Genomic DNA, 16301 nt, shown 5'->3' on the forward strand with positions numbered 1-16301 from the left:
GTGGATGAATCGCAGCTCCAGAAGAAGTCGCAGCAGCCGGTGCCGATGAGCAAGCCGACCACCGAAGCGGAGCTGCGCGCGTCCGATGCCGACCGTGACCGCATTTCCGACATCCTCCGCGACGCGCTGGCCGAAGGCCGGTTGAGCGCGGAGGAGCACTCGGAACGCCTCGACCACGTCTACGCCGCCAAGACGCTGGGCGAGCTGGAACCGCTGGTGCGTGACCTGCCCGCCACCCGCGAGAGCGGGCCGCGGCCGCTCGCGCCGTTGGCCGACCCCTCGCTGCCCGTCGTGGCCGAGAATCTCGTGGCGGTTTTCGGCGGCTCCGCCCGAAAGGGCCGCTGGCTCGTCGGTCGGCGCACCAACGCCTTCGCCTGCTTCGGCGGCGTCGAGATCGATCTGACCGAGGCCGTTTTCCAGCACCAGCAGATCGTCATCAACGCCACCGCGATCTTCGGAGGCGTCGAAGTACGCGTCCCGGAGAACGTCACTCTGCGTGGCAGTGGTACGGGGATTTTCGGCGGCTTCGAGGTCAGGACGTACGAGGCGCCGGATCCCAACGCGCCCGTCGTCATCGTCACCGGGACCGCGATCTTCGGCGGCGTCGAAGCGAAGGCGAAGCGCGGCAAGCGCCTCAAGGAATGGATCAACAAGCGCATCGACGGGTAGGGATGGGGCTGTCCCACTCCTGCTTCATGCCGCGCGTTCACGCCATGCATGGTGCGGGTTTACGCCCAGCGCGCGCCGTCTGGTTTTGGCCATCGCCCAGTGTTCATCAGGGCTGTTGCTCGGTGGTCCGGATCGGACGATCGCCAATGCGCGCTTAAGTAGCACGAATGTTCGACTGAGAGCGCCTGGCGGCGAACACGGTCCGCATGAACACGCGCACAGCGGGTAGGGCTTCGACCACGTCACTCGCCTGGTTCCTCCCCGTTGCGACCCCCTGGAACAGCACGCGTGGAGCTCACCCGCGGTGACGGGCAAGGGTGACAAACGCCGAGCCGTCGTCAGGAGTATCCCGTGCTTCAACCGATCGAGCCCGTCAAGGACACTGCCCTCCCGCCGAGTCACCCACGGGATCTGGCAGGCCCATGGCACTCGGAGGCGGCGTGCCGCAGTGACGAGGCGGGATTGTTCTTCGCCCCGTCCAAAGAGCCGACAGCGGCGCGGCTGTCCCGTGAGGAGAACGCGAAGCGGGTGTGCGCCCGCTGCCCGGTGATGCTGGAATGCCGGGAGCACGCACTGCGGCAGCCCGAACCGTACGGCGTGTGGGGCGGTCTGACCGCCGCCGAACGCCGGGTCGTGCTCGCCCGCAGGCGCCGCCGCGAGGCGGAGCTGCCGCGGACGGACCGGATCGCCGCTGCCGGCTGAGCATACGAATGGGCCGGGTCCGCCGCGTCAGTCGGCGGGCCCGGCCCGTTCGCCTGCTCAGCCGCCTTCACGCCTGCCCAGGGCGCTCGGTGGCGAATCAGGGGTGTTCGGTGCCGGCCTCAGCGCGCGCGGTCGAAGTCGATCGCGCTGTACGCGCGCAGCTTCGACAGCCGGTGCGTGGAGGAGATCTGCCGGATCGTGCCGGACTTGGAGCGCACCACCAGTGACTCGGTGGTGGCGGTCTCGGCGCGGTAGCGGACGCCCTGGAGCAGTTCGCCGTCCGTGATGCCGGTCGCCACGAAGAACACGTTGTCGCCGCTGACCAGGTCGTTGGTGTGCAGCACCCGGTCCAGGTCGTGACCCGCGTCGATCGCCCGCTGGCGCTCGGCGTCGTCCTTCGGCCACAGTCGGCCCTGGATCGTGCCGCCGAGGCACTTGATCGCGCAGGCGGCGATGATGCCTTCCGGCGTGCCGCCGATGCCCATCAGCATGTCCACGCCGGTGCCGTCGCGCACGGCCATGATGGCGCCCGCGACATCGCCGTCGGCGATGAATTTGATCCGCGCGCCGGTCTCCCGGATCTCCTTGACCAGCCCGTCGTGTCGCGGCCGGTCGAGGACCATGACGGTGACGTCCTCGGGCGCGCTGTGCTTGGCCTTGGCGACCCGGCGGATGTTCACCGACGCGGGCGCCATGATGTCGACGTAGTCGGCGGCCTCGGGGCCGGTGACCAGCTTCTCCATGTAGAAGACGGCCGACGGGTCGTACATCGTGCCGCGGTCGGCCACGGCGAGCACGGCCACCGCGTTGGACATGCCCTTGGCGGTGAGCGTCGTCCCGTCGACGGGGTCCACGGCGACGTCGCACTCGGCACCGGTGCCGTCACCGATCCGCTCGCCGTTGTAGAGCATGGGGGCGTCGTCCTTCTCGCCCTCGCCGATGACGACGACGCCGTTCATCGAGACGGTGGAGACGAGCGTGCGCATCGCCTTCACCGCGGCGCCGTCCGCGCCGTTCTTGTCACCACGGCCGACCCAGCGACCGGCGGCCATGGCTGCGGCCTCGGTCACCCGGACGAGTTCCAGGGCAAGGTTGCGATCGGGAGCCTCGGGACTCACTTCGAGCTGGGGCGGCAAATGCTGTTCGGTCATCACAGCGCACCTTTCTGTACGAGGACGGCCGGAAAAGAGGGTGCTGTGACCTTATCGGTTCGTCGCGAGGATGAGCAGGGCGCCCGTCACATGAGCGGCGTGCCCGGCCCACCCCCGGGCCGGAGCGGTCACCGGCATGGGGGACCATAGGAGCGTGGCAAACAAGCGTGGCAATCAGACTCTGCGGGACCTGCTGCTGTCGATGGCGGTGCTCGGCGTCGTCGTCGCGGTCATCTACGTGTTCATCCCGCACGACACCAACGCGGACCCGGTCAAGCCCATCGGCTTCCAGACCGAACTGAGCCAGGCGCGGCGCGACGCGCCCTTCCCGGTGGCCGCGCCCGAGGGGCTCGGCAAGGACTGGCGCGCGACGACCGTCGCGTACGACGCCAAGGACGCCAAGGCCATCGAGTGGCACCTGGGCTTCGTCGATCCGCAGGACGAGTACGCGGCCGTCGAGCAGGGCAACGGTCCGTCGGCGAAGTTCATCGCCGCGAAGAGCAAGCGCGCGGTGCGGGACGGCAACCGTACGGTCAGCGTCGCCGGCGTGCCGTGGGACCGGTACAAGGGCCCGAAGTACAACGCGCTGGTGCGGGTGGAGAAGGGCGTCACCACGATGATCACCGGCACCGCCCCCGACGAGCAGCTCGCCGAACTGGCGGCCGCGCTCAAGGCGTCCTGAAGCTTTCCGGGCATCCCCGAACGGCGTTCCGACGCACGAACGCCGGGCGGCCCGTGACGGGCGCCCGGCGTTCGGGAGTGTGCGGGGCGGATCAGACGGTCGTGACGACCTCGTCGTAGGCCAGGCGGGGGCTGCGGGTCGGGAACCAGGAGTCGGTGCCGGGCTTGCCGATGTTCACGACGGCGAGGACCGAGTGGTCGCCCTCCGGGAAGAACTCCTTGTCGATGCCCGCGGCGTCGAAGCCGGTCATCGGGCCGGCGGCCAGGCCGGCGGCGCGGATGCCGAGGATGAAGTAGCCGGCCTGCAGCGACCCGTTGAGGGCGGCGGCCTGCTCGCGCACGGCGCGCTCGGAGAAGAAGACGTCCTTCGCCTGCGGGAAGTGCGGGAACTGCGTCGGCAGCTCCTCGTGGAACTCGTTGTCCGCGGCGAGGATCGCGACCAGCGGGGCGGCGGCGGTCTTCGGCCGGTTGCCCTCGGCCATGTGCTGCACGAGGCGCTCGCGGCCCTCGGCGGAACGCACCAGGACGATACGCAGCGGCTGCTGGTTGAACGCGGTCGGCGCGTACTTGACGAGGTCGTAGATCGCCTGGATCTGCTCGTCGGTCACGGGCTCGTCGGTGAAGGTGTTGGCCGTGCGGGCCTCACGGAAGAGCAGGTCCTGGGCGGCGGTGTCGAGTACGAGAGTCATGGGAACCTCTTAAGGAATCGTGGCATTTGCGCCGATCGGGCACGTCGCGAACACTCTCATCAACCTGTGTGAAAGTTCAACCATTCCTGGGCCGAGCGTGACGCTCGTCACACCGGGGCGCGATCCACCGACTCTCGACCCACCGTCAGGTCGTGCCGCTACTCGGCGGCGGTCTCCTCGTCCGGCTCCTCGGCCAGCGCGGCGTCCAGCCGAGCCCGGGCGCCCTCCAGCCACCGCCGGCACACCCGCGCGAGCTCCTCGCCGCGCTCCCAGAGCGCCAGCGACTCCTCCAGCGTCGAGCCGCCGGCCTCCAGCCGCCGCACGACGTCCACGAGCTCGTCCCGTGCCTGCTCGTATCCCAGCGTGTCCTGTTCTGCCATGCGCCCAGCCTAGGCGGGAGGTACGACAGGACCGGCGACCTTCACCCGGAACGCACCTCCGGCGACCCGGGCCCGCAACTCCTCGTCCGCCGCCACCTCGTCGGGGCCGCGCACCACGGAGCCGTCCTCGCGCTGCAGGACCGCGTACCCGCGCTGCAGGGTCGCGGCGGGGGAGAGCGCCACCACCCGCGCCCGGGTGTGCTCCAACTCGCCGTCCGCCCGGTCCAGCAGATGCCGCAGCGTCCGGCGGCTGCGCTCCAGCAGCGCGTCGACCTGCTCCTCGCGCTGCTCGACCATCGTGTGCGGCCGGGCCATCGACGGCCGGCTGAGCGCCGCGTCCAGGCCGCGCTGCTCACGGTCGAGCAGGCCGGTCACCACCCGCAGTGCCCGCTGCCCCAGGTGCTCGACCCGGGTCAGCTCCTCGCCCACGTCCGGCACCACCCGCTTCGCCGCGTCCGTCGGGGTCGAGGCGCGCAGGTCCGCCACCAGGTCCAGCAGCGGCGAGTCGGGCTCGTGCCCGATCGCGGACACGACCGGGGTGGTGCACGCGGCCACCGCCCGTACCAGCTGCTCGTCGGAGAACGGCAGCAGGTCCTCCACGCTGCCGCCGCCGCGCGCGATGATGATCACGTCCACCTCGGGGCGCGCGTCCAGCTCGCGCACCGCCTCCACCACCCGGGGCACCGCCTGCGCGCCCTGCACCGGCACGTTGCGCACCTCGAAGCAGACGGCGGGCCAGCGCAGTCGCGCGTTCTCCAGCACATCGCGCTCGGCCGCAGAGGCGCGGCCGGTCACCAGCCCGATGCACTGCGGGAGGAACGGCAGCGGGCGCTTGCGGTCCAGCGCGAACAGGCCCTCCGCCGCCAGCGACCTCTTCAACTGCTCCAGCCTGGCCAGCAGCTCACCGACGCCGACCGGCCGGATCTCCGTCGCGCGCAGCGACAGCTGCCCGCGCGGCCCGTACCACTCGGGCTTGGCGAACAGCACGACGCGGGCGCCCTCCCCGACCACGTCGGCGATCTGGTCGAACACGGCCCGGAAGCACGTCACCGAGATCGACACGTCGTGCGACGGGTCGCGCAGTGTCAGGAACACGACGCCCGCTCCCGGGCGCCGCGACAGCTGGGTGATCTGCCCCTCCACCCAGACGGCGCCGAGCCGGTCCACCCAGCCGCCGATCAGCCGTGACACCTCGCCGACGGGGATCGGCGTATCCGCCGACGTACTCAGAGCCATGTGCCGAGCGTATCGGCCACCACCGACAGCGGGATCGCCTTCCGGCCGCACGTATCCGGGCCACGGCCCCGCCTCCGGCTACGGCCCCGTGCTCCGCCGCCGGGAGAACTGGGCGGCGAGCACGATCAGCCCGGCGGCCAGCCAGACGGCGCCGACGACCTGCGCGGAGCCCGCGGCCTCGACGATGACGGCGACGGTGATCGCGAGCCCCAGCAGCGGTACGACGATGTGCCGCAGCACGTTCGGCGGCCCCTCCCGACGGCGGACGGCGAACCAGCCGACGACCGACAGGTGCAGCAGCGAGAACGCGGTGAGCGCGCCGATGTCGACCACGGAGACCAGCCGGTCCAGGCCGTCGTCGCGGCGGGCCGCCCAGACCGCCGCGACCAGCGTGACGACCGCCGCGATCAGCAGCGCCCGCCGGGGCACCCCGCTGCCCGGGTCGACCCTGGCCAGCGGCCCCGGCAACCGCCGGTCGCGGGCCATCGCGAAGAGCAGCCGGCCCGCCGCGGCCTGCCCGGCGAGCGCGGCGAAGGCGGCGCCGACGGCCTTGCTGACGGCGACGAGGTCGTGCAGCCAGCCGCCGACGGCGGAATCCACCGTGTCGTAGAAGGCGGAGCCCTGCCCGGCCGGATCCGCGGCCAGTTCGGCGGCGGACATCGGGGCGAGCAGCGCCGCCAGATACGTCTGCGCGATGAACAGCACACCCGCCATCACGAGGCAGAACAGGACGGCCCGCGCGACCTTCGCCGACCCGCCCACCGCCTCCTCGGCGAAGGACGCGATGGCGTCGAACCCCAGATAGGACAGCACCGCGACGGACACCGCGCCCAGCACCGCCCCCAGCGAGAACGCGCCCTGGCCGGTGAAGGGCGAGGCCCAGCCGCGCTGCGCCCCGTCCGCGCCGAGCACCACGGCCGCGGACACCACGAAGACCAGCAGCACCACGATCTCCAGCGCGAGCACCAGGAAGCCGACCGTCGCCGCGGCCCGCACCCCCCACAGGTTGAGGCCGGTCGTCACCACGACCGCGATCGTCGTCCACACCCACTGCGACACCGACGGCACCAGCGCGTGCAGCGCGATCCCGGAGAAGAGGTAGGCCACGGCGGGGATGAGCAGGTAGTCGAGCATCGCCATCCAGCCGGCGATGAAGCCGGGACCCTCGCCGAGCCCGGCCCGCGCGTAGGCGAAGACCGAGCCGGCCTGCGGAACGACCCGCACCATCTGCGCGTAGCTGAACGCGGTGAACGCCATCGCGGCCGTCGCGAACACGTAGACCAGCGCTACCGCCCCGTGCGACCGGGCGTCCAGCGTGCCGAACACGCCGACGGGCGCCATCGGGGCGATGAACAGCAGCCCGTAGACCACGAGGTCGCGCAGGCCGAGGCTGCGCCGCAGGGTGCCGTCGTCGGCGTGGGCCGTGCCGGGCGGGGGAGCGGGAGGCGACGGAGCGGGGGTCGGTGCGCTCATGCGCCCAGCTTGCGCGAACCGTGCCGCGCCCACGAGCGGAGCGCGGCCGAACAGCCCTCGGGCAGACTCCCGGCGGTCTCCGGGCAGTCTCCGGGCAGCCTTCTTCGAAGCACCCGCACGCCCCGTACCATGGCTGACATGACTGCTACGACTGCCCGACGCGTCCTGCTCGCAGCCCCCCGCGGATACTGCGCGGGCGTCGACCGCGCCGTGATCACCGTCGAGAAGGCACTGGAGCAGTACGGGGCGCCGATCTACGTCCGCAAAGAGATCGTGCACAACAAATACGTCGTGCAGACCCTGCAGAAGAAGGGCGCGATCTTCGTCGACGAGACGGAGGAGGTGCCCGAGAACGCCATCGTGATCTTCTCGGCCCACGGCGTCGCCCCGGTCGTCCACGAGGAGGCGGCCCAGCGCAGCCTGGCCTCGATCGACGCGACGTGCCCGCTGGTCACCAAGGTGCACAAGGAAGCCGTCCGGTTCGCGAATGAGGACTACGACATCCTGCTGATCGGCCACGAGGGCCACGAAGAGGTCGTCGGCACCATGGGCGAGGCCCCGGAGCGCATGACGCTGGTCGACGGCCCCGCCGACGTGGCGAACGTCGAGGTCCGCGACGAGAGCAAGGTCGTCTGGCTCTCCCAGACCACGCTCTCCGTCGACGAGACGATGGAGACCGTCGACGCCCTCAAGGAGCGCTTCCCCGCGCTGATCAGCCCGCCGAGTGACGACATCTGCTACGCCACGCAGAACCGCCAGGTCGCGGTGAAGCAGATCGGCGCGGAGGCGGAACTGGTCATCGTGGTCGGATCGAAGAACTCGTCGAACTCCGTCCGGCTGGTCGAGGTCGCCCTGCAGGCCGGCTCCAGGGCCTCGTACCTGGTGGACTTCGCCGACGAGTGCGACGAGGCGTGGCTGGAGGGCGTGACCACGGTCGGCGTGACCTCGGGCGCCTCCGTCCCGGAGATCCTCGTCGAGGGCGTGCTGGACTGGCTGGCCGAGCGCGGCTTCGCCGATGTGGAGATCCTCCGGTCGGCGGAGGAGAGCATCGTGTTCTCGCTGCCGAAGGAATTGCGGCGCGACCTGCGTGCGGAGACCGCCCCCGGGGCATCTGCCAGGGGGTGAACCGAACGGTTCACGCTTAGCGTGGAGGTCATGAACGTGTTCGGCGTTGACATCGGCGGGACAGGCATCAAGGGCGCTCCGGTCGACCTGGAGCGTGGCGATCTGACGGAAGTGCGCTGCAAGGTCTCCACCCCGCACCCGGCCACCCCGGACGCCGTGCTCGACGGCGTTCAGCAGGTCGTGGAGCATTTCAGCTGGTCGGGGCCGGTCGGGGTGACCTTCCCCGGGGTCGTGGTGGACGGGGTGACCCGGACGGCGGCCAACGTCGACTCCCACTGGATCGGCAAGGACGCCCGCGCCATGATCTCGGAGCGGCTGGGCATGCCGGTGGCCATCCTGAACGACGCGGACGCGGCCGGCGTCGCCGAGATGACCTACGGCGCGGGCCGGGGCCGCGGCGGAACGGTGATCATGCTGACGCTCGGCACCGGCATCGGCAGCGCGGTCTTCGTCGACGGCCAGCTGCTGCCCAACACCGAGCTGGGCCATCTGGAGCTGCACGGCCATGACGCGGAGAAGCGCGCGTCGGTCAAGGGCCCGCGAGGACGACGACCTCAGCTGGGAGCACTGGGCGCACCGGCTGACGAAGTACCTCGCCCACGTCGAGATGCTGTTCTCGCCCGAGCTGTTCGTGATCGGCGGCGGAGTGAGCCGCAAGGCGGAGAAGTTCCTGCCGCTGATCGAGGGGATCAGCGCCGAGATCGTCCCCGCCGCTCTGCAGAACAACGCCGGGATCGTCGGCGCCGCCATGAGCGCTGCAAAGCTCTGACGCCGACGATCGTGGCCGCCAGCAGCGTGCCGGTGTAGAGCCAGCCGGTGAGCAGGGCCAGACCGGTGAAGATGCCGAGCAGGTGTCCGACGAAGCCGCCACCGTTGTCGTCGCCGGTCAGCGCGATGGCGGTGGCGAACGCGATGGGGGCGGCGATCGGCGCCGCCACCAGGTCGTACGGCCGCACGTACAGGGCCGACGTGACGCACACCGCGACGAACAGCAGCCCGAACAGGACACCGGGCCCGTCGAACAGCAGGGCGTCCAGCCCGCCGCCCGCCAGCGTGACGACGACGGTCAGCACCCCCGTCCCCAGCCCGGTGAGCTTGGGCTGGACCTGAGGGAGCCTGACGACCCTGGCGAGCGCCGTGATCGCGGGTGCGAGCGCGCCCAGCGGACCGCGCTGCGCCGAGCGGTAGCTCACCGAGCCTCCTACCGTGCCGGTGGGGCGGGCGGGCCTGGGCAGCCGGGGCCCGCCGCCGGTGGCGTCCTCGACGCTGTCCCCGGAGTCGTTCTCGGTGCCGTTCCTGGTTCCTGTGCGCGCGCTGTGTTGCTCCACCCACTCAAAGTAGGCGGACGACCCGGGTCATACCCTGCCAGGACACGCCTTTGCCCCCTCCTTGGCCTTCTGCTCGACGGCGACGGGTCGGGCCCGCGCGAGCCCCGTAGACTGGTGGATCGGTCTGCCTGGACCGCTCCACCCCCTCGCTCCTCTCGTTACGGGAAGTCGCCACGTGTCGCTCACGATCGGAATCGTCGGTCTGCCGAATGTCGGCAAGTCGACCCTTTTCAACGCCCTGACCAAGAACGACGTGCTGGCGGCCAACTACCCGTTCGCCACCATCGAGCCGAACGTGGGTGTCGTCGGCGTCCCCGACCCGCGTCTCGCCCAGCTCGCCAAGATCTTCGGCTCGCAGAAGCTGCTCCCCGCCACGGTCGACTTCGTCGACATCGCGGGCATCGTGCGCGGCGCGAGCGAGGGTGAGGGCCTGGGCAACAAGTTCCTGGCGAACATCCGCGAGTCGGATGCGATCTGCCAGGTCATCCGGGCCTTCAAGGACGAGAACGTCGTCCACGTGGACGGCAAGGTCTCGCCCAAGGACGACATCGAGACCATCAACACCGAGCTGATCCTCGCGGACATGCAGTCCGTCGAGAAGGCCGTCCCGCGCCTCACCAAGGAGGCCCGCCTCCAGAAGGAGAAGGCCGCCGTCCTGGCCGCGGTCCTGGACGCCCAGAAGATCCTCGAAGAGGGCCGCACCCTGTACGCCGCCGGCATCCACGCCGGCACCGAGCAGGGCCGCCTCCTGCACGAGTTGCACCTGCTCACCGTCAAGCCCTTCCTCTACGTCTTCAACGTGGACGAGGACGAGCTGACCGACGAGGACTTCAAGAACGAGCAGCGCGCCCTCGTCGCCCCCGCCGAGGCGATCTTCCTCAACGCCAAGATCGAGGCCGAGCTGATCGAGCTCGACGACGAGGAGGCCCTGGAACTCCTGCAGTCCATGGGCCAGGAAGAGCCCGGCATGGCCGTCCTCGGCCGCGTCGGCTTCGCCACCCTCGGCCTGCAGACCTACCTCACGGCAGGCCCCAAGGAAACCCGCGCCTGGACCATCAAGAAGGGCGCCACGGCCCCCGAGGCGGCCGGCGTGATCCACACCGACTTCCAGCGCGGCTTCATCAAGGCCGAGATCGTCTCCTACGACGACCTCGTCGCCTGCGGCTCCATCCCCGAAGCCCGCGCGAAGGGCAAGGCCCGCATGGAGGGCAAGGACTACGTGATGCAGGACGGCGACGTGGTCGAGTTCCGCTTCAATGTGTAGCGGCTGATTCATCACCACGTCGCTGATCTGGCAAACATGCAGGTCGGAGAGGGTCCGACTCTTCGGGGTCGGGCCCTTGGTTTTTTCCCGTGCTGGGATCGTGCTGGGATGGGATGAGGAGCCCGTGCGGTGTTTCGGGCAGCGATCTCCCGATGCGACAGGCGGGCGGGTGGGGCTCCATCCGCACGACTTCTTCACGACTCCGGGGCCCGTGCGGATTCGATCCGTGGCGCTTTTCCTACTCGTTTGACTCAATCGGAGGCATGTCTGAGACGACGTACAGCATCGGGGCAGGCCCGGCGACGCGGGTGAGTCTGTCGCTGCCGGAGGGCACTGCGGAGGCGATTCGGGCGCGGGTGGGGAAACGGGAGTTCTCCGCGTTCATCGCTGATGCGGTCGAGCGTGAGCTGCGCGGGCGGGTCTTGGACGAGTACCTGGCGGACTACGAGAGCCGCAAGGGACCGGTCTCCGAGCCGGCTCGTCAGCGGGCGCGGCAGGTCTTCGACGAGGTGTTTGCCGAGGAGGCCGAGTGGCCCGCCGCAGGCTGAGTCACGAAGGGACGCTGGTCCTCGACAGTGAGGGACTCTCGAAGCTGTTCGCTGACGACGAGCAGGTGGTGGCTCTGATCGCTGAGGCGCGCTCGCGCGGCATGGAGGTCGTGATCAGTGCGCTCACCATCATCGAAGCCGTCCACGCCCGTACGAACAAGTCCCGCTTGAACTGGGTGCTCTCCGGGCTCCGGGTCGTCCCGGTCGGCGACGAGAAGGCGAGGGCGGCCTCGAAGCTGTTGATGCATGCCGGGTTGCACGGACACAAGTACGCGATCGATGCGGCCGTCGCCGAGGCCGCGCTGCGACAGCACCGCCCCGTGGTCATGCTGACCTCCGATATCGATGACATGGCCAAGCTGTGCGGCGAGCGGGTCCGACTCGTGGCGGTGTGAGTTCCCCTGGTCCGCTTTCTGCCTTTCGACGGTTAGTCAGTGAGTGGCGGTGGAGCTACCGGTATTCGGCGGATCACCGGTTGCCCCGCTGCCTGCGCTGGAGCAGGTGCCGCTGGGCGGAGGCGGTGCGATCGGCACCGGCAGCGCCCTGGTCTTGGACCTGCTGTAGGTCTCCGGCGAGTTGACGGTGGTGGACAGGGAGGTCTTCGAGAAACCGAACGTCACCTCGTACAGGGTCCGCGGGACACCCGTAGGCGAAGACGATGGGCGCCGCCTCAGGACGCCGGGGGCTCGGGGGGCGGTGCCGAGGTGGTCGGGGGCGTGGTGGTCGGGGTCGGGGGTGTTGTCGTGGGTGGGGTGGTCGTCGTCGGCTTCGAGGTGGACGGGGTCGGGGACGTGGAGTGGGTGGTCGAGGGCTGCGACGACGGGGTGGGGGAGTGCGTGGTGGGGACGCTGGTGGGGCGCTTCGTCAGGGAGTCCGTGGCGCCGGTGTCGCCCCTCGGGCGGTTGAACCACTCCTCCTTCTGCGCGTCGTAGAGGACGAAGACGTCCACCGTGTCCGACGCGTCCTCCACGCTCACCACCTGCGACGCGTTGTAGGACGGCCAGGCCTGGCCGGTCGTCTTCGCGTTCTGCGGGGCCGACGTCGGGGGCTGGAGCGGGTTGCCGCAGGCGCAGCGCACGCGCGGCTCGCCGTGGTCGCCGACCAGGACGGCGGTGCCGGCCTGCAGCACCGACGGGAAGGCGGTGGCCTTGCCGGCCTTGAAACCGTGATTGGTGACGCTGGTGTCCGTGCGGAGCTGTACGGGCGTCAGGGAGCGTAGGTAGGCGGGGATTTCGGCGGGCTCGATGTCTTCCACGTCGGCGAAGGCCCGGGCCTTCGCCGAGTCGCTCGTCAGGAAGTCGATCTGCCGTTCGACGTCGCAGCTCGATGTGTTGAACGTGCCGCCGTACAGGCCGGCCGCCGAGCCCTGCGCGGTGCTGCCGTCCGCGCCGCCGGAGAGCAGGCTGGGCTGCGGGCTCGCGGAGGCCGGCTCGGAGGAGTCCTTCGCCGTGGAGCGGGTGAACGGGTCGGGGCCCGCGGCGGCTGCCGGCTGCAGCAGCACCTCGCTGCCCGTGCTGGTGGAACCGCCGCTCGTGACGTCGGACTTCTTGTCCGGACGGGTGAGGAGGACGACCAGGGCCACGATCGCGACCAGGGCGATTCCGATCAGGGCGACCCGGGGCGCGGAGCGCCACCAGGGCCGGTGGTCCCCGGGGCCGCCGGAATGCGCCCCGTTCCCGTCGCCCCCGTGACCGTCACCGCCGCCTCCGCCGCCCCAGCCTCCGCCGCCCGTGTCCTCGGGGCCGTCCGGTGTGCCGCCCTGGCCCGATTGGGTGGGGGGCTCCTGCTGGGGCATGGCCTGCGTCGGGTCCGACGGGCGCGGGGTGACGAGGGGGCCCGACGGCGGGCCGGTCGGGGGGCTGTCGGGGGGCGGGGCAGATGTCACGAGTCCCTCTTCCAGCGCGCGGATCGTCCGCCGCAATGAGAAATTTGCCCAGTAATCATCGCTTTCGGGTCCATTGTGTGTTCCGGTGCACTGTCACCCGCAAGTTCTGCAGAGCCTCCGTTCCCGGCAGGAGCCAGCGTGAGTCAGCCGCGAAGCCCCGTTCCCAGCACCCTCCGGGCCTGGGGAGAGGCACTCGTCACCGCTGCGGCGGGTACCGCCGTCATGCTCGTCGTGGCCGCGCTCGGCCTGTGGGCCGCGGGTGCGGGCGACCTCCCCGGCGGTGTGTTCCCCCGGGTGGTCGCGGCCGTGGTCGTCATGGCGGTCGGCGGCTCGGTCGAACTCTCCGGTGACGCCGGGTTTCTCGCCCAGACGGACGCCGCCATCGATGTCATTCCGCTGTCCGTGACGCTGGCCGGCTCGTTGGTGACCGCCGCCGTCTTCCTGCGGCCGCTGCGGGTGCGGGCGGTGACCGACGTCAGGGAGCTGCTCGGCCGTGTCGCCCGTACCGCCGTCCTCTGGCTCCTGCTGCTCCTGCTGCTCGCCGCCGTGGCCCGCCACACCTTCACCCTCCCCGTGGGCAACGGCATCGAGCAGGACCTCGGCGAAGCGCTCGGCGTGACGCCCCGGGTCGGGTTCCGCGCGGACCTCCCCCCGACCCTCGGCTTCGGCCTCCTCTGGGTGCTGGCCGTGCTCGCGCTCGCCTTCCTCGTCTCCCGCAAGGCACCGCTGCCCTCCCGGCTGCTGCACTTCCAGAACTCCGTCCGGCCGCCCGCCTTCGCGATGCTGCTGGTGCTCCTCGGCTACGTCGCGATCGGGCTGGTCGCCGGGCTGGTGACCCTGCTGACACAGGGCCATCCGGCGGAGACCCTCGCCGTCCTGCTCCTCGGACTGCCGAACCTGGCCTGGATCGCGCTGGGGCTGGGCATGGGCGGAACGTGGGAGGGGCACGTGGACCAGGCCATCGGGCTGCCCATGCCGCACGTGCTCGACCAGGTGCTCCGCAGCAAGGGCGTGGACCGGACCCTCGACATGAGTTCGATCGCGCGGTACGACGGCCGGGCCTGGCTCCTGGTGGCCGTCGCCGCCGTGGCGCTGCTCTCCGCCGCGTTCGTCGCGGCGGTACGTTCCCCGGTCCGGACGCCGGCCTGGCGGCACGCCGTGGAGATGGCCGTGGCCACGGCCGTCACCCTGCTCGTCGTCGGACTGACCACCCCGATCTCCGCACGCTACGGGCTCTCGCTGATCGGCATCGGCGACCTCGGCGGCGGCCTGGGGGGTCAGGTGTCCCTGCGACCGCACCTACTGCTGCTGGTGGTGCCGGCGGCGCTCTGGGGGCTGGTCACCGGCTTCCTCGGCAGTTTGCTCGCCCGGCACGTGCGCCATCTGCCGGGCGACGTGCGGGACGCGGGGGACGACGTACGGGATGCCGAGGCGCGACCTCCGGACGGCGGGCGCTGAACGTCGGCCCAGCCGCGCCGAAACGCCACCCGCGCCGAAACGGCTGCCGGGCCGAAACGGCTGCGGTGTCGGAGCGTCAGCCCAGCCGCGCCGGGAACACCGGCGCTGCCCAGCCCGGTGGTGGCGGGGGAGCCGCGGTCCGCCGCCGGGGCCCGTCCGCACCGGTGCCCGGACCCGCGCTCACCCGGGTGGCGGCATGCTCCGCCGGCGCGCTCCCCGCCGTTCCCGGCCGCCCGCTCCGGCCGGCCGTCCGCAGCGCCGTGACGAACCCCCGGCAGGTCTCGTACCGGTTGTCGGGAGCCTTCGCCAGCGCCTTGCCCAGCACCGCGTCGACCGCCTGCGGCAGACCGCGGCGCACCTCGGACAGGGCGGGCGGCGAATCGTACTGGTGCGCCCAGAGCAGCGCCATGTCGTCGTCACGCCGGAACGGCGGCGCCCCGGTCAGCATCTCGAAGACGACACAGGCCAGGCTGTAGACGTCGCATCGGCCGTCCACCGGCCGGCCGGAGATCTGCTCGGGCGCCACGTAGTCCAGCGTTCCGACGAACTGCCCGACGCTGGTGAAGCCGGTCAGCGACAGGGACTTCTTCGTCAGGCCGAAGTCGGTCAGATAGGCGTGCTCGGGACGGTCGCTGTCGGTCCCCTCGGCCAACAGGATGTTGCCGGGCTTGACGTCCCGGTGCACGAGGTCGTGCGCGTGCGCGGCGTCCAGGGCCGAGGCCACTTGCAGGGCCACGCGGCAGGTGGCCTCGAGGGTCAGCGTTCCCTCGCGGTCCAGCAGCGCCCGCAGGTCGCTGCCCTCGACGTACCGCATGGCGATGTAGAGCACGCCGTCCCGCTCGCCCGCCTCGAAGATCGGCACGATGTGCGGATGGTCGATGGCCGCCGCCACCCGCGACTCGTGGGCGAAGCGCTTGCGGAAGTTGTCGTTGCGGGCGAGTTCGGGCGCCAGCACCTTGACCGCCACGGTTCTGCCGAGCCGCAGGTCCCGCGCCCGGTAGACGACCGCCATGCCGCCCCGGCCGATCTCGTCCTCCAGCTGGTACTCCGCGATCCGGTGTCCGCGCAGCCCGGAGTCGGGCGAGGGTTCCCGGCCGCGGGACGCTTCCCGACTGCTCACCGGGGCTCACCGAACCGTGTCGGCGGGTGGTCGAGGTCGCGCGGTGGGACGACACGGGTCGCACCGGCGCCCGGGGTTCCCTCGGCGGACCGGGTCTTGTCGACACCGGCCGCCGCCCCCTCGGCGTCATCCCCGACCGACGGCCGCTGCGAGGCCGCGAACGTTTGCAGCGACACCCCGTCGCAGTAACACCACCGCTCGTGCCGCGCGTCGTAGAGCCAGACCGCCTCGCCGTCCACGACCACGCCGACCCGCATGCCCCGCGTGCGCTCCCGGAACTCCTCGCCGTCCAGTTGCCCGGCGGCCAGTTCGTCGACCAGCCGCCGGTAGCGGCCCACCTCGGCCTCGACGGTGGCCAGCAGCTGCCGGGGGTCGGCGGTCCGCGCGGACGGCTGCCCGGCGGCGGGCGGGCCGTGCGGGACCGACAGCAGCAGTCGGCCGTCCACCCACGCCGACCACCCGTTGGAGCACAGCGCCAGCGCCCAGTCCCCGCGGCGGTCGACGACCTGGACGGGCAGCAGCGGGTCCAGCGGCCCACTCGGCTGCGTCGCGTCCGGTGCCGACCAGGTCATCAGGCCTTCCGGCGGGACGA

17 protein-coding genes and 1 pseudogene are annotated in these 16301 nt (G+C 71.2%); 9 read left to right on the top strand and 9 right to left on the bottom strand.

What is annotated here, in order from left to right; genetic code table 11:
- Positions 1 to 45: 45 nt before the first annotated feature.
- Together M2266_RS22970 and M2266_RS22975 are read left to right on the top strand one after the other, a co-directional pair.
- Positions 46 to 669, top strand: coding sequence for a DUF1707 domain-containing protein (locus tag M2266_RS22970; RefSeq protein ID WP_277441315.1), 624 nt, complete (start codon positions 46 to 48; stop codon positions 667 to 669).
- Positions 670 to 1020: 351 nt separating this feature from the next.
- A complete protein-coding gene (locus tag M2266_RS22975; RefSeq protein WP_138358599.1) occupies positions 1021 to 1371 on the top strand; it encodes a WhiB family transcriptional regulator in 351 nt (116 codons plus the stop codon).
- Between the two features lie 119 nt (positions 1372 to 1490).
- Here the strand turns inward: M2266_RS22975 and glpX are convergent, their stop codons facing one another.
- A complete protein-coding gene (gene glpX / locus M2266_RS22980) occupies positions 1491 to 2522 on the bottom strand; it encodes a class II fructose-bisphosphatase (RefSeq protein ID WP_277439876.1) in 1032 nt (343 codons plus the stop codon).
- 154 nt (positions 2523 to 2676) lie between these two features.
- Between glpX and M2266_RS22985 the strand changes: the two genes are divergently transcribed.
- Positions 2677 to 3204, top strand: a complete 528-nt coding sequence (locus tag M2266_RS22985; RefSeq protein ID WP_277439877.1) for a DUF4245 domain-containing protein — start codon at positions 2677 to 2679, stop codon at positions 3202 to 3204.
- Positions 3205 to 3295: 91 nt separating this feature from the next.
- Here M2266_RS22985 and M2266_RS22990 read toward each other — a convergent pair whose 3' ends face one another.
- From M2266_RS22990 to M2266_RS23005, 4 genes are all read right to left on the bottom strand, one after another.
- Positions 3296 to 3892 (bottom strand): malonic semialdehyde reductase, encoded by a 597-nt coding sequence (locus M2266_RS22990; RefSeq protein ID WP_277439878.1) that lies wholly within the window; start codon positions 3890 to 3892, stop codon positions 3296 to 3298.
- 158 nt (positions 3893 to 4050) lie between these two features.
- Positions 4051 to 4272: an exodeoxyribonuclease VII small subunit gene (locus M2266_RS22995; protein ID WP_269273169.1), complete on the bottom strand. Its 222-nt coding sequence runs from the start codon at positions 4270 to 4272 to the stop codon at positions 4051 to 4053.
- A gap of 9 nt (positions 4273 to 4281) precedes the next feature.
- A complete protein-coding gene (gene xseA, locus M2266_RS23000; protein WP_277439879.1) occupies positions 4282 to 5508 on the bottom strand; it encodes an exodeoxyribonuclease VII large subunit in 1227 nt (408 codons plus the stop codon).
- A gap of 78 nt (positions 5509 to 5586) precedes the next feature.
- Positions 5587 to 6981 carry an APC family permease gene (locus M2266_RS23005; RefSeq protein ID WP_277439880.1) on the bottom strand — a complete coding sequence of 465 codons (1395 nt, stop codon included), beginning with the start codon at positions 6979 to 6981 and terminating at the stop codon, positions 5587 to 5589.
- 129 nt (positions 6982 to 7110) lie between these two features.
- Between M2266_RS23005 and M2266_RS23010 the strand changes: the two genes are divergently transcribed.
- Positions 7111 to 8106: a 4-hydroxy-3-methylbut-2-enyl diphosphate reductase gene (locus tag M2266_RS23010; protein WP_277439881.1), complete on the top strand. Its 996-nt coding sequence runs from the start codon at positions 7111 to 7113 to the stop codon at positions 8104 to 8106.
- A gap of 30 nt (positions 8107 to 8136) precedes the next feature.
- Positions 8137 to 8875, top strand: a pseudogene (ppgK, locus tag M2266_RS23015) (polyphosphate--glucose phosphotransferase).
- On the opposite strand, the gene M2266_RS23020 reads toward ppgK, so the two are convergent.
- On the bottom strand, positions 8796 to 9434 hold the full coding sequence (locus M2266_RS23020; RefSeq protein ID WP_277439882.1) for a DUF6542 domain-containing protein: 639 nt from the start codon (positions 9432 to 9434) through the stop codon (positions 8796 to 8798). The pseudogene ppgK and the gene M2266_RS23020 overlap by 80 nt on opposite strands.
- Before the next feature lie 175 nt (positions 9435 to 9609).
- Here M2266_RS23020 and ychF point away from each other — a divergent pair, with 175 nt between their 5' ends.
- The 3 genes from ychF (at position 9610) to M2266_RS23035 (ending at position 11641) form a co-directional block, all read left to right on the top strand.
- Positions 9610 to 10698 (top strand): redox-regulated ATPase YchF, encoded by a 1089-nt coding sequence (gene ychF, locus M2266_RS23025; RefSeq protein WP_277439883.1) that lies wholly within the window; start codon positions 9610 to 9612, stop codon positions 10696 to 10698.
- Positions 10699 to 10961: 263 nt separating this feature from the next.
- Positions 10962 to 11246: a hypothetical protein gene (locus M2266_RS23030; RefSeq protein ID WP_277439884.1), complete on the top strand. Its 285-nt coding sequence runs from the start codon at positions 10962 to 10964 to the stop codon at positions 11244 to 11246.
- The gene (locus M2266_RS23035) at positions 11228 to 11641 is read left to right on the top strand and encodes a PIN domain-containing protein (protein ID WP_277439885.1); all 414 of its coding nucleotides are present in this window, start codon (positions 11228 to 11230) and stop codon (positions 11639 to 11641) included. Before M2266_RS23030 ends, M2266_RS23035 begins: the two co-directional genes overlap by 19 nt.
- A gap of 275 nt (positions 11642 to 11916) precedes the next feature.
- Here the strand turns inward: M2266_RS23035 and M2266_RS23040 are convergent, their stop codons facing one another.
- A complete protein-coding gene (locus M2266_RS23040) occupies positions 11917 to 13041 on the bottom strand; it encodes a DUF6777 domain-containing protein (protein WP_277439886.1) in 1125 nt (374 codons plus the stop codon).
- Between the two features lie 228 nt (positions 13042 to 13269).
- On the opposite strand from M2266_RS23040, the gene M2266_RS23045 reads away from it, so the two are divergent.
- Positions 13270 to 14589 carry a streptophobe family protein gene (locus M2266_RS23045; RefSeq protein WP_277439887.1) on the top strand — a complete coding sequence of 440 codons (1320 nt, stop codon included), beginning with the start codon at positions 13270 to 13272 and terminating at the stop codon, positions 14587 to 14589.
- A gap of 76 nt (positions 14590 to 14665) precedes the next feature.
- Here the strand turns inward: M2266_RS23045 and M2266_RS23050 are convergent, their stop codons facing one another.
- Positions 14666 to 15709, bottom strand: a complete 1044-nt coding sequence (locus M2266_RS23050; protein WP_277439888.1) for a serine/threonine-protein kinase — start codon at positions 15707 to 15709, stop codon at positions 14666 to 14668.
- Positions 15706 to 16281 carry a hypothetical protein gene (locus M2266_RS23055; RefSeq protein ID WP_277441316.1) on the bottom strand — a complete coding sequence of 192 codons (576 nt, stop codon included), beginning with the start codon at positions 16279 to 16281 and terminating at the stop codon, positions 15706 to 15708. Before M2266_RS23055 ends, M2266_RS23050 begins: the two co-directional genes overlap by 4 nt.
- Between the last annotated feature and the right edge of the window lie 20 nt (positions 16282 to 16301).

The organism is Streptomyces sp. SPB162 (assembly GCF_029504575.1).
Taxonomy (GTDB): Bacteria; Actinomycetota; Actinomycetes; order Streptomycetales; family Streptomycetaceae; genus Actinacidiphila.